This window comes from Pseudomonas linyingensis (assembly GCF_900109175.1).
Taxonomy (GTDB): domain Bacteria; phylum Pseudomonadota; class Gammaproteobacteria; order Pseudomonadales; family Pseudomonadaceae; genus Geopseudomonas; species Geopseudomonas linyingensis.
The window spans coordinates 85,666-98,648 of the sequence record NZ_FNZE01000010.1 but is presented as its reverse complement, the minus strand read 5'-3'; the positions used below and the strand labels follow the sequence as shown (position 1 = coordinate 98,648).

General features: G+C 61.5%; 10 protein-coding genes. All 10 read right to left on the bottom strand.

Annotated features, from left to right (window positions below; genetic code table 11):
- Positions 1-328: 328 nt before the first annotated feature.
- The 10 genes from BMZ19_RS13495 to BMZ19_RS13450 all read right to left on the bottom strand — a co-directional run bounded on the left by BMZ19_RS13495 (position 329) and on the right by BMZ19_RS13450 (position 12,981).
- The gene (locus BMZ19_RS13495) at positions 329-1,372 is read right to left on the bottom strand and encodes a TIGR03617 family F420-dependent LLM class oxidoreductase (protein ID WP_090311713.1); all 1,044 of its coding nucleotides are present in this window, start codon (positions 1,370-1,372) and stop codon (positions 329-331) included.
- A 111-nt stretch (positions 1,373-1,483) separates the two neighbouring features.
- On the bottom strand, positions 1,484-2,890 hold the full coding sequence (locus BMZ19_RS13490; protein WP_090311711.1) for a hypothetical protein: 1,407 nt from the start codon (positions 2,888-2,890) through the stop codon (positions 1,484-1,486).
- Positions 2,883-4,055, bottom strand: a complete 1,173-nt coding sequence (locus BMZ19_RS13485; RefSeq protein ID WP_090311709.1) for a sulfotransferase family protein — start codon at positions 4,053-4,055, stop codon at positions 2,883-2,885. The genes BMZ19_RS13490 and BMZ19_RS13485 overlap by 8 nt, the downstream gene beginning before the upstream one ends.
- Before the next feature lie 10 nt (positions 4,056-4,065).
- The gene (locus tag BMZ19_RS13480) at positions 4,066-4,734 is read right to left on the bottom strand and encodes a TetR/AcrR family transcriptional regulator (protein ID WP_090311707.1); all 669 of its coding nucleotides are present in this window, start codon (positions 4,732-4,734) and stop codon (positions 4,066-4,068) included.
- A gap of 169 nt (positions 4,735-4,903) precedes the next feature.
- Positions 4,904-5,692 (bottom strand): 3'(2'),5'-bisphosphate nucleotidase CysQ, encoded by a 789-nt coding sequence (gene cysQ / locus BMZ19_RS13475; protein WP_090311703.1) that lies wholly within the window; start codon positions 5,690-5,692, stop codon positions 4,904-4,906.
- A gap of 54 nt (positions 5,693-5,746) precedes the next feature.
- Positions 5,747-7,654 (bottom strand): sulfate adenylyltransferase subunit CysN, encoded by a 1,908-nt coding sequence (cysN, locus tag BMZ19_RS13470; protein WP_090311701.1) that lies wholly within the window; start codon positions 7,652-7,654, stop codon positions 5,747-5,749.
- Positions 7,654-8,553 carry a sulfate adenylyltransferase subunit CysD gene (gene cysD, locus BMZ19_RS13465; RefSeq protein WP_090311699.1) on the bottom strand — a complete coding sequence of 300 codons (900 nt, stop codon included), beginning with the start codon at positions 8,551-8,553 and terminating at the stop codon, positions 7,654-7,656. Before cysD ends, cysN begins: the two co-directional genes overlap by 1 nt.
- Before the next feature lie 442 nt (positions 8,554-8,995).
- Positions 8,996-9,934, bottom strand: coding sequence for a bifunctional OB-fold nucleic acid binding domain-containing protein/MaoC family dehydratase (locus BMZ19_RS13460; protein ID WP_090311897.1), 939 nt, complete (start codon positions 9,932-9,934; stop codon positions 8,996-8,998).
- Between the two features lie 5 nt (positions 9,935-9,939).
- Complete coding sequence (locus tag BMZ19_RS13455) at positions 9,940-11,151, bottom strand: thiolase family protein (RefSeq protein WP_090311697.1); 1,212 nt, start codon at positions 11,149-11,151, stop codon at positions 9,940-9,942.
- A gap of 234 nt (positions 11,152-11,385) precedes the next feature.
- Entirely contained in the window at positions 11,386-12,981 is a 1,596-nt protein-coding gene (locus tag BMZ19_RS13450) for a DUF1302 domain-containing protein (RefSeq protein ID WP_090311695.1), read from the bottom strand.
- Between the last annotated feature and the right edge of the window lie 2 nt (positions 12,982-12,983).

Genomic DNA, 12,983 nt, shown 5'->3' with positions numbered 1-12,983 from the left:
ACGCATATGAAGAGGGTCTGCCGGATAGCTTGCCAAGAGTGCGTACCGCGAAGCTCACGCAGCCTGGATGTGCGACAGGTTTGGACTGGCAGGGAAATGGCGGGCGGCTCGCGCCCGAATGGATGAGGTCTGGCTGGAAGGGGGGGAACGCCGACTGCAACCGGGACTACCGGCCTCGGCACAGCACTTTGGGAATGGCAGCCCGGCCCCGTCCTGGCGCGTTTAGCGCTTGAACCAGAGGCCGCGACTGCAGGGCAAGTCGTTCAAGGGAGCGAGCAGCAATGTGCTCTATATCGCTCCCTTGTTCGATCCTGCTCTAGGCAGAGCTTTACGCAGCTGCGCTTTGGCTCCGCGCGCGGATTGCCGAAATGGCCAGGGACACCGCTGCATCGTGGGCCGGGTCATGGGGGACGGTCAGGGTCACGCGGTCAGCCACGCCGACGAACCGTGAAGCGAGTGCCTCCGGCAGTTCCTCGTATTGGGCACTGACCAGGAACTGGTCGAGAACTTCGTCGGAGAACACCGAAGGCATGTCCTTCCAGCGTTTCTCGCGGGTCAGTTGCAGCAGGTTTTCTCCGACACTCCCCCAGCCGAACAGCTCGAGGCTCGGCCAATAGGCAGGCGTCGAGAAGAGGAACGCCAGCATGTCCCTGAACCGCTCCCGCTCTGCCGAGACAGTCGCCTGGTCCGGACCAGTGGCAACGAACTGGCTGGCACTGATCAGCGGCCGCTGCCGGGCCGGATCGCGCTTGGCGAGGCCCTGAGCGATCTGCGGCGTGATGACTTCGCGCAGGTAGCGAACCGAGGTATTGGTGGGGTGCGTATGGATGCCATCGGCCTCCTGACCGACCAGCTCGAGCATCTTCGGACCGACCGCGCCGAGCATGAGGGGGACATCCGGCGCGTCGATGGGACCGGGATTGAAAAACGGCTGCAGGCGAGTGAAGCGGTAGTGCTCGCCGACATAGTTCAACGGCTCCCCGGTGCGGAAGCTGTGGAAGATCGCGCGCATCGACTGCAGGTACTCGCGCATGCCGGCGGCGGGAGGCAACCAGCGCGACGAGTAGCGATCCTCGATGTTCTGCTTGATCTGCGTTCCCAGACCCAGTTCAAAACGCCCCCCCGACATCTTCTGCAGGTCCCAACTTGCCAGCGCGACATTCATCGGGCTGCGCGGGAAGGCGACCAGCACCGAGGTGCTGACCTTGATCCGCCGCGTGGCGGACAGCGCCTGGCAGGCAAGCAGCAGACCGTCATGAATGGCGTCGGACACGAAGAGACCGTCATAGCCCATGGCTTCGACCCGCTGGGCGAAGGCAGCGATGTTGTCCAGGCCAAGATTCTCGGGTGTCGATGCAAATATCTCTAGCATTTCGGTGCTCCATGAAATCGCCGAGACTGGCTTTGCGCGCAAAGCCGCTCTCGTTAACAAGGACAGGTGATCGGTAGCCCAGGGCGCAGTACGCCTGGGCTTTGGGGTTGTTCAGTGCTGTCGATAACGGCGCTGCACATGTTCTTGCCGTATCGCGATCTGGGCTCTGCGCTCCTGCGGGGTGATCAGGCGAGTTTCTGCGGGCAGATGCTGCATGACTTCCGAGAGCTGCACCTTCCTGGCGGTAGCCCAAGGCATGTTTTCCCTGGGCTTCACCGGATAAGCCCAGCGCACCGCCATGTAACCTTCGGGATGTCCCGTGGTGTCGACCCAGTTGGCGATCCCCGGGTCGCGATGGGAAACCACGTAGCGCAGGACATTGTCCGAATCACGGTGCGCTTGCAGGCCGTTGAGACTGGACTGGTAATTGGCAAAATCCAGGGACTCGCCCCACATGTTGCTCAGATGGAAACCGATATAAACGGGCTCCACCGGCTGGTGCAGTTCCAGAATCAGGGCTTCGTCGGGTTCCAGCTCGAACATGCCGCCGCAATAGATATTGGTGGCCATGCCGCCGGCAGTGGCGATGGACGCCGCATTGGGGTCGTTGAAAGCGTTGCGCGGCATGAAGCGCTTACCATCACCGTTCATGTCGCCGTAGGCCTCGCAGACCACCGCATAGAACTCGTTCCAGAAGTGCACCTGGTTACGGGTGAAGCGGCCGATATCCTTGAGTTGTTGCGCGGCCTGCTCCGGGGTGTAGGTCGGCATGGGATGGCCGAGCAGATCGTTGCGATAGATGAACAGCTCCAGGAGGTCTTCGTTCTCCCAGTCGCAGAACAGCTCACGCAGCATGACCAGCTGGCTGACGTATTCGCGGCTTTCGGTGGTGCCGTCGGCCGCGGTGCGCGTCCGGCTGGCACGGGTCAGCATGAAGTTTCCTGTGTAGCCCTCGGGTTTCTCGGGAGCCAGCAGGATTTCGAAACTACCGTCGGCGTTGACCTGCAACTCTGTGGAGTCGAGTTCGTCGCAGTTGATGCGGGAACCGCGCTTCAACTCCTTCAGGCTGCCACTCTCACCCGAATAACCGCTGGGCGTTTCGAAGATGACGTAATGGGGAGCCTTGCGCCCCTGACCGGTCGCAGCTTCGCCACGCCACTGGCTGGTATCGCCCGCTCTACCGCGGATCGTATAGCTGTAATTGCCGTCGATCGGTGCCATCAGATAGATGGCATCAGCATTGTCGATCGTGGAGCGGTTCAGCGGTTGGATCGCCCGGGTGAAATAGGGGAATTCGGCGGTAGGCCCCATGCAGCGCGCGATGGAACCGTACAGAAAGCCCGTGACATAGCGGTAACCTTCCGCCAGATTGCGGGGCGACGCCGGCGGGGCCCATAGCTCGGGGTCATCGATGGCATCGCGGGCGGACGACAACTGGCTCAGCATCTCGTCCCAAGCTTGGCGCAGAGTCTCGCTCGCTTGCAGGGTGTCTGCATCCCGAGGCTTCGTCTCAAACATTGTCGAACTCCTTCTTGTTGATCTTGTTGGCGTTTTCTTCCCATTGGAACTTTTCAAAAAGCGCGGCCAGCCGGCGGCGGATTTCTTCATCGTCCAGCCCGAATTCGGCCAGGCTGTAACGATGTTCGGTCTCATGCTTGCGACTTTGGCTGGCCTCGGCCTCGAGGAATGACTGGTATTCGGGAGTTATTTCCAGACCAAGGTCGGCGTAGACTTTTTCGACGGCAGTCTTCGGATCGGTGGTCAACTGTCGGTAATCGACCACGGCACAAGGGGTCTCCGGATGCCGCTGCAATACCTCCAGAGGATAAAGATAAGTCTCGTATGACAGGTTGGTCATGACCCTGTTGGAGCTGCTTATCCTCTCGGCGGAAAGGTTGCCCTGGTGTTTCCATCCGACGTTCAGCAGTTTCAGCAGACTGGGTATGGTTTCATATGGGTTCCGGTAGAGAACGACGAAGCGAGCATCGGGGAACGCTTCGAGCAGGGACTCCACCCGCCCACAGTAGGTCGGATTCTTGCTCAGATGGAAGCGGTTGCTGCCATTGAGATACAGCTGGCGGCGTACGCACTCCTTATAGAATTTCATCATTCGGCGCCGGCTGCCGGGCGAGCGCTGGTCGATATGAAAGAAATCCAGCGAGTCCATGTAAGGCAGCTTGGTGAGCCAGAAACCCGAAGCACACGAGTTGAAATACAGGAGGTCGTCTTCCTCGGGAATCGTCAAGCCCATTTTATGAATGTGCTGGGTCGGGCCGAACTTGCGCTTTTCCCAAGCCTGGAGCCTCCGCTCGATGACCCGGCCGAGCACCGCGGCATCAAGCCAGGCCATTAAGCGCACGACCTTCTTCTGCAGCAGAGAAGGAAGCAGCAACTCGTAGTATTTGAACACCGAAAACCGCTGGTCTTCGCCCATGAGCCGGTGGGCCAGCGTCGTGCCACTGCGGGCGTGACCAATGATGAATACCGGTGCCCTGACCCTGGTTCGCCACAGGCCCGGAAAAAGAATGCCATCGAGAAAGAAACAGATTGCAGTCAACGTGGCCCTGGCCGGCACACGCAGCAACAGCAGCCGAAACAGCCCACGGCGCCGGCGCTTGTCCGGCTCTTTGGCGACCAGCCGAAGGAGTTTGAACCAGATCAGGAAATCGAAATAATAAAACAAGACATTCTCCTCAGGAGCTTCCAGGTGAGGCGTTTGATTTGGAGGCATACTTCAGATAGCTGAGAACGATAGCGAGAAGCTCATCGGCAAACTCCTGTTTCAGAATGAGCTCAGGACTGCGGTCGAGTGTGGCGTGGATGGTGCCTTCAATGACATTCACGATCATAGTCGAGGCAAGCACCAGGTCATGCACACCCAATATTTCCCGATAGCGCTTTAGCGCACGGGGCAGCCATTCAACGGTGGTCAACTTACCCGGCCGCGTCTTCAGCACATAGGTCTCGAAATCGTAATGCCAGTGCATTTCGAGGTAAAATCCCTTGAGTTTCAGATACAGCCTGCGATGACGAGCCACATACTCCTCGACAAAGAACTTCATTGTCGTCTCGAGCGAGTTCCTGACCATGGATATGGCCTGCTCGTCCAGGCGATCAACCTCGTTCAACTCCGCCAACAAGAGCTCATTGCAGATATCCGCAGCGATTGCACGCTTGTCGGCATAGTACTGATAAAGGCTGCCAATGCTGATACCCGCCACCTCGGCGATACGGTTGGTAGTCAACCGCTGGTGGCCTTCCTCATCCAGAATTTTCAGGCAAGCCTCACGGATTGCCCTAAGCGTTGCTTCCGCTCGGGACTGGGTTGGATTCCTGCGAAGGTGGCGGGGATTTTGAGTCATGTTTACAGGCTCTTTTATGACCATCCAATATTATGGTTTTATCGACAAAAATAATTGCCCATAAACCTATTCGGACATTCATTCTGATTGCAATCCACGACCGAATCAACGCATCAGGGACATTCTGAAATATTTTTTGAACATCTCAAGATAACGCGAAGCTGAGCTTTCAAGATATTCGTTCACGGGTTAATCCCCAGGCTGCAAAGTGCGGGTTGGCGAAGTCGGCCTTGCCGTAGCTGAGCTGCGCGCCTTCGAGTGTCAGCACTGTCCCTCCGGCTGCGCGCAGCACCGCATCGCCGGCGGCGATATCCCACTCCATGGTTCGCCCCAGGCGCGGATAAACATCCGCTTCGCCGCTAGCCACCAGGCAGAGCTTGAGCGAGGAGCCGGCATTGGTCTGTTTGGCTACCACCCGACCTGCGAGGAATTCGGCGAGGGCCTCGGCATCGCCGTGGGAGCGGCTTGCCACCACGGTCAATCCTTCCGGCGGTACCGCGCGACAAGCGATGGCGCGTCGCTCGCCGGCAGTCTCTGCGAATGCCTCGCCCCCCAGGGCGCCGGCGAACAGTCGGTCGATAGCGGGCGCCAGCACCACACCCAGCACCGGCTGGCCGTTGTCGATCAAGGCAATGTTTACGGTGAACTCACCGTTGCGGTTGATGAATTCCTTGGTGCCGTCGAGCGGGTCGACCAGCCAGAAACGCCCTGCCACCTCGGGGATGCAACCGGCCGAGGCTCGCTCTTCCGATACCACGGGAATCTCCGGGGTCAGTCCGGCCAGGGCCGCGAGGATCACGGCCTCGGCACGTTCGTCCGCCTCGGTCACTGGCGAGCTATCCGCTTTGCCGCGGACGGCGAAGTCGGTCGAGTAGATGTCCATGATGGTGTTCGCCGCTGCTCGTGCGATGGGCAGCAACGCTTCCAACAACTCGTCGAGTTTTGTTATTTCGCTCATGGTGCCTGATCCTGTGTTGGGTAAACGAGTGCCGGCCGGGGCCGGCGCCGTACGTCAGCCGAGTAGAATCCCGCGCTTGCTGAGTTCCTCGATCACCGCATCGGCCGACTCCTCGACGGACAAGGTCGTGGTGTCGATGCGCAGCTCGGGCTGCACGGGCGCTTCATACGGAGAGTCGATACCGGTGAAGTTGTTCAGCTCGCCGCTTCTGGCCTTCTTGTAAAGCCCCTTGACGTCGCGCTGCTCGGCCACTTCCAGCGGTGTGTCGACGTAGATCTCGATGAACTCGTTGTCCTCGACCAGGTTTCTCGCCATGCCGCGCTCGGAGCGGAAGGGCGAGATGAACGCGGTGATGACGATCAGGCCGGCATCGACCATCAGCTTGGAAACTTCGGCGACGCGCCGAATGTTCTCGACACGGTGGGCGTCGGTGAAGCCGAGATCCTTGTTCAGCCCATGACGAACGTTGTCACCATCGAGCAGGTAGGTATGGTGGCCACGGGCATGCAGCTTCTTCTCGACCAGGTTGGCGATGGACGACTTGCCGGCACCGGACAGGCCGGTGAACCAGAGGACGCAGCTCTTCTGGCCTTTGCTCGCCGAGCGGGCCGCCTTGTCCACGTCGACATGTTGCATATGGATGTTGTTGGCACGGCGCAGGGCGAAATGCAGCAGGCCCGCCCCGATGGTGTTGTTGCTGATGCGGTCGATCAGGATGAACCCGCCGGTGTCGCGATTCTGCGCGTAGGGATCGAAGGCAATCGGCCGGTCGAGGCTGATGTTGCAGACACCGATCGCGTTGAGCTCCAGGGTCTTGGCCGCAGTGTGCTCGAGCGTATTGACGTTCACCTGATACTTGATCTCGGTGACGCTGGCCGTGACCGTCCGGGTACCGATCTTGAGCAGATAGTTGCGCCCGGGCAGCAGCGGTGCCTCATGCATCCAGGTGATGGTGCACTCGAACTGATCAGCGATCTCTGCCGGTCCCTCCGCGGTGGAAATGACGTCGCCGCGGGAGATATCGATCTCGTCACTGAGGGTAAGGGTGATCGATTGACCGGCCACCGCCTCGGGCAGATCTCCGTCCATGCTGACGATACGGGCAACGGTGCTTTCCCGGCCCGAAGGCTGCACGCGGATCCGATCGCCCGGTTTGATCTTTCCGCTGGCAATGGTGCCGGCAAAGCCACGGAAATCCAGGTTCGGACGATTGACCCACTGAACCGGCAGGCGAAAGGCGGCCTTCTCGTGATCGGCTTCGTCGATTTCCACCGTTTCCAGAAACTGCATCAGGGTGTCACCCTGATACCAGGGCATGTGCTCGCTGGGCGCGACGATGTTGTCGCCCTTGAAGGCGGACATCGGAATGAAGGTCACATCGCTGATGCCGATCCTGCCGGCGAACGCCATGTAGTCGGCGACGATCTCGCGAAAGGTCGTTTCCGAGTAACCCACCAGGTCCATCTTGTTGATCGCAACGACGATGTGGCGAATGCCCAGCAGCGAGACGATATAACTGTGGCGACGCGACTGGGTCAGGATCCCCTTGCGGGCATCGACCATCAGGATCGCCACATCGGCGTTGGAGGCACCCGTGACCATGTTGCGGGTGTACTGCTCGTGCCCGGGGGTGTCGGCAACGATGAACTTGCGCTTTTCGGTGGAGAAGAACCGGTAGGCGACGTCGATGGTGATCCCCTGCTCGCGCTCGGCGGCCAGGCCGTCGACGAGCAGGGCGAAGTCGATTTCGCCGCCCTGGGTGCCGAACTTCTTCGAGTCGGCCTCGACCGCCGCGAGCTGGTCGTCGAAGAGCATCTTCGACTCGTAGAGCAGGCGGCCGATCAGGGTACTCTTGCCGTCATCCACACTGCCGCAGGTGATGAAACGCAGAAGGCTCTTGTGTTCGTGCAGCTTGAGGTATTGGTCGATGTCGCTGGCGATCAGCTCGGAAACGTGTGCCATTAGAAGTACCCTTCTTGTTTTTTCTTTTCCATGGATGCCGCCGAATCATGGTCGATGGCTCGGCCCTGGCGCTCCGACGTCCGGGTAAGCAGCATTTCCTGGATGATGGCGGACAGGCTGTCCGCTTCCGACTCGACGGCACCGGTCAGCGGATAGCAGCCCAGGGTGCGGAAGCGGATGTTTTTCATCATCGGCTGCTCCCCGGCTTTCAGGGGCAATCGCTCGTCATCGACCATGATCAGCGCGCCGTCTCGCTCGACCACCGGGCGCAGTGCCGAGAAGTACAAGGGGACAATCGGTACGTTTTCCAGCTGGATGTATTGCCAGATATCGAGTTCGGTCCAGTTCGACAGCGGGAAGATACGGATCGACTCGCCCTTGTGCTTGCGGGTGTTGTAGAGCTTCCACAGTTCGGGGCGCTGACTCTTCGGATCCCAGCGATGCTGCGCAGTACGGAACGAGAACACGCGCTCCTTGGCACGGGACTTCTCCTCGTCGCGTCGTGCCCCGCCGAAAGCCGCATCGAAGCCGTACTTGTCGAGTGCCTGCTTGAGCCCCTCAGTCTTCATGATGTCGGTGTGGATCGCCGAGCCGTGGGTGAACGGATTGATGTCTTTCTCGATCCCTTCCGGGTTGATGTGGACGATCAGCTCCATACCCGTTTCCTTGGCCATCTTTTCGCGGAACTCGTACATCTCGCGAAACTTCCAGCGGGTATCCACATGCAGCAGTGGAAACGGCGGGACTGCCGGGTAAAAGGCCTTGCGCGCCAGATGCAACATGACCGCACTGTCCTTGCCGATGGAGTAGAGCATTACCGGATTTTCGGACTCGGCGACGACTTCGCGCATGATCTGAATGCTTTCGGCTTCGAGGCGTTGCAAATGAGTTAGCGTCATGGGTACCTCACTCTGGCAAGAGTGCTTGAAAGACCATTGTCGGGGGCCGATAAACTTCACTCGCCCCTCACTTGCTAAACATTTGAACACCTGGATATAGCTGCGACTACTCGCTTTGGCTCACGAGCCAAGGTCACCAAAAAACAAAAAATATCCTTTTAATTCATATAGATACGATGATCACAAGTGACCAAAAGGAGCAAATCTGAGAAAGCTCACATTTGCTCCCGGGATGGCTGCCGCCAACTAGTGGCCTGTGGGGTTATCTGGTTAATTCAAGAGCTGCATTCAACAAGACCGTGGAGACGCGACAGTCGCCTTCGGCTGGCTGACGAATGCGCGAGACGCAGTCCCGCACAGCAGTCCGTAGCCCCTAGAAAAAAAAGCCGCTCTTCGCATACGCGAGAGCGGCTAAAAGGGTGACTCCTCAGCATTCCATTCGTTACATGTACAGCACGACCAGATCGTTGATCACCGCTGGGCGCTCGCTGCCGACCACGTGGATGTTCAGCTCCAGGGTCAGTTGCGTGCCGCGCTTGCCGATCTCCACAGCCTTTACCCGGCCGCGGGCGTGGATGCGCGAGCCGGCCGGCACCGGACTGGGGAAGCGCAGGCGGTCGGAGCCATAGTTGACCATGTTGGTGAAGCCAACGATCTCGTAGTCGAACGGCACCTGCAGACGCGACATGAGGATCTGCACCAGCGCGCCGTGGGCGATGGTGCCGCCGAACGGCCCCTGCTTGCGGGCGCGCTCCGGGTCGGTGTGGATCCAGTAGTCGTCGCCGGACAGCCTGGCGAACTCGTCGATCACGGTCTGATCGACGACGAACTCGTTGCTCCAGGCGGTGAACTCGTCGCTGACCAGAGCCTGCAGGGCCTCGGCGTCGTCGACGCGGATCTGTCGGCGAGGGGCCTGCGCCTCGACCTGCTCAACGACTTCCGGCGCCTCGAAACTGCGCGGGGCCACCTCTTTGTCCAGCCCGGTGAAGCGCAGCAGCGTGTCGCCGGCAGCGTTGACGGTGTCGAACACCGGCTTTAGGCGCATACCGACCTTGATCTCGTCCTCGGCGAGGCCGACCAAGGTGGTGTTGATCCGCACGCCTTCGTCCAGCTCGACCACCGCGAGCTTCTGCGGTGCCTCGTCGGCGAAGTCCGGCAGGGTCGGAATGCGCGCCACGGTGTAGGTATACAGCGTGCCGGTACCGGAGACTTCCTGCCACTTCAGATCGTGGGAATAGCAGCGGTCGCAATGGCGACGCGGGTAGAAGATCCAGTGGCCGCAGGCCTGGCACTGCGGCAGGGTCAGGCGCTGCTCCTTGAGGCCAGCCCAGAACGGTGCCGAGATTTCCGTCGGCACGGGCATCGGTTTGTTGGTCGACATCTCGCTCATGCTCCCTGAAGAATCAGTGCGCCCTGCTCGCTCATCACGCCGCCGGTACCGGAGACGTAGATGTTGTCGCAGCGTGACAGTTGGCGGTCGCCGGCACGGCCGGAGATCTGGTGGAATGCCTCGACCACCTGCGACATGCCGCCGGCCGAGCCGGCCTGGCCGAAGCTGAGCTGGCCGCCGTGGGTGTTCATCGGGAAGTTGCCACGCCAGGTGAGGTCGTTGTCGCGCACGAAGCGCATGCCCTCGCCCTTGGGCACGAAACCGGCGTCCTCGAGAGTGAGCAGCACGGTGATGGTGTAGCAGTCGTAAATCTGCGCCGCGTGCATGTCGGAGGGCTTCAGCCCGGCCATGGCGAAGGCGCGCTCAGAAGCCGGACCGATCGGGGTGCGGGTCATTTCCTCGGCGTAGGTCGGCGACTTGAAGGACAGGTGTTCGCCGAAACCGGTGACAACCGCGCCGCGATTGCGCGCACGGGCAGCAACTTCCTTGGAGGCGACGATCAGCGCCGCGCCGCCGGCGACCGGCATGACGATTTCCAGCACGTGCAGCGGGTCGGCGACCTTCTTGCTGGCCAGCACCTGCTCGACGGTCAGTGGCTGGCCGAAGAACATCGCGTCGGGGTTGAACTGGGCATTGGTGCGCTGGTCCACGGCGATCTTCGCCATGGCCGCGGCGTCGTAGCCGTACTGGGCGGCGTAGCGCTGGGCAATCATCGCGTAGCCGGTGTTCTGGCCCATGTGCCCGTAGGGCAGGTCGAACTCCGCCTCGGGCGCGCCGAAGGCGGTGCTGTGGCCGCCGAAGCGCATGGCGCGAGCCATCCAGCTGGGGTCCTCGTCGGGGCCGAAGGGCGCCATGCGCGCCGGCAGTACGCAGAGCACCGCCTGGCACAGGCCCAACTCGATGGCGGCGGCGGCGCGCCAGACCATGCCCACCGAGGTGCAGCCGCCGAGGTCGACGACTTCGGCGAAGTTGAGCTTCATGCCCAGGTATTCGGCGGCCATCGCCGGCACGAACACCGAAGCCTCGTGGAACTGCGGGCCGTTGATCACCAGACCGTCGAGATCCTCGGCGCGCAGGCCGGCGTCGGCCAGGGCGCGCGCGGCCAGATCGGCCACCTGCTCCAGATGGAACATGCGCGGCGCGGTCGCGTACTTCTCCGGTTTGTACTGGGCCGCCCCAACGATGGCGGCGTTGCCTTTGAGTCCCATGGTTTTCTCCACTGGCGCAGGGCGCTCGATGAGCCGTGACTGTCGCTCACTATGCCGCAGTCGGGCGCTGCGCGAATCGTTCAAATCGAGTAGACCGGGCCCTGTAGGGGCGAATTCATTCGCCTTGGTGGGGCATTCTGGCGAATGAATTCGCCCCTACAGCGGATTGACCGGCTTCATGCCATTGCCCTGATCAAACAGGCCGGGCAGCACACGCTGCCCGGCGCAGTCCGGTCAGAAAGAGTACTTGGCGGACAGAGTCGCGTAGTCCCGGTCGGCCAACTGGCGCTTGATGGGATCGGCCTCGCCAAGGAAGGAGTTGTAGGCCAGCGCAACCTCGAAGTTACCCATGTACTTGAAAGTGGTGCCGACGGTCAGGCGTTTGTCGCCCTGGGCGCCGGAGATGGTGCCGGACATCGGCGTGGCGCCCTCGACGACGTGGGAGAAGCGCACCGGCACGTCCAGGTCCCAGCCGGTAAACACGCCCGGGTAGTTGAACACGCCGACCAGCGAGTAGGCGGTGGCGGTCTTGCTCTTCCACGCCGAGGTGGTCTTGAAGCTGTAGTCGTCGGCGCCGTTGAGCTCGTCGACGTCGTCGACCCGCACGTGCACCACCTCGCCCATGAAGGTGGTCTGGCTGGCCCACGGGCGGTCGCCGAGAATGCGCATGAACGACAGCTGCATCTGCTGGCCCTGGCCCTTGGTCGGCTGCGGACCGCCGGCGGTGAGTACCTGCACCGGCGCTCCGTCGCGGTACGACCATTCGCCGCCGACCTGGGTGTCGCCGATCTTGGTGGAGAAGCTCACCCCGGTGAGGTGGATGTCCTCGAAGTAGTTGACCTCGTAGCCCAGCGGCCCGGCCGGCGGGAAACTGATGGAGACCCCGGCCGGGTTGCGGTCGTGGTAGTTGATGCGAAACAGCGAAAGCTCCAGATCCGCGGTCGGCCGGTAGCGCATCTGCAGGCCCCACTGGCCGCTGTCGCGCGGTTCGTTGGTCTCCAGGTAGGGGATCGACAGCGCACCGGCGCGCAGCAGTTCGCGGCCCGGACCGGTGACGTCGCTGGTCGACAGGTAGCTGCCCACCGGTGCCAGCTCGTTGCCTGCCCACTCGTACTGCGCGTAGGCCCCCAGGGTGAACGACTCGTTGAAGCTCCACTGGCCGGACACCTGGCCAATGGGGAGCAGCACTTCCTTGGCCTCGATGCCCGGCAGCGAGGCCTTGACCACGTCGACCGGCGACTGGGCACCGGACACGCCCGGGAAGATCAGGCTCTCGCCCCAGGACACCACATGCTCGCCCGCCTTGACGTCGATGCTCTGCCCACCCTCGGTGCGCCAGCCGCTGAACACGTAGGCATCGAGAATGCGGCTGCGGCCGCCGCTGTAGCGCTTGGCGTCGCTGGTGAACTCGTCGAACTCGCCGGTCTTGTTCACCCGGCCCGGAGCATCGTTGTCGTTGGAGTTGTGGTAGACATCGTCGTAGAAGGTACTGGCACGCAGCACCGCGCCATAATTGTCCTTTTGCAGGATCAGTTCGGCCAGCGCGCCGACGCGGTTGGTGACCAGGCTGCCCTTGTCGAAGTTGCGGTTGCCGTCGTCCATGTTGGCGGTCAGCGGTCCGTCGATCAGGGCCTTGTCCCGATCCTCCATGCGCACGCCCATGCCGTAGCTGGTAGTGAGCGTCCAGTCGAGGGTGGCGCCGTTGTCGAACTCGATGGTTTCGCCCGCGTGGGCGGCGCCGCTGGCCAGCGCCACGGCAGCGGCAAGGCCGAGGAGCGGGAAGCCCTGGGCAACCAGATTCTTGCAACGACTGTTGTTCTTATTGTGCATGC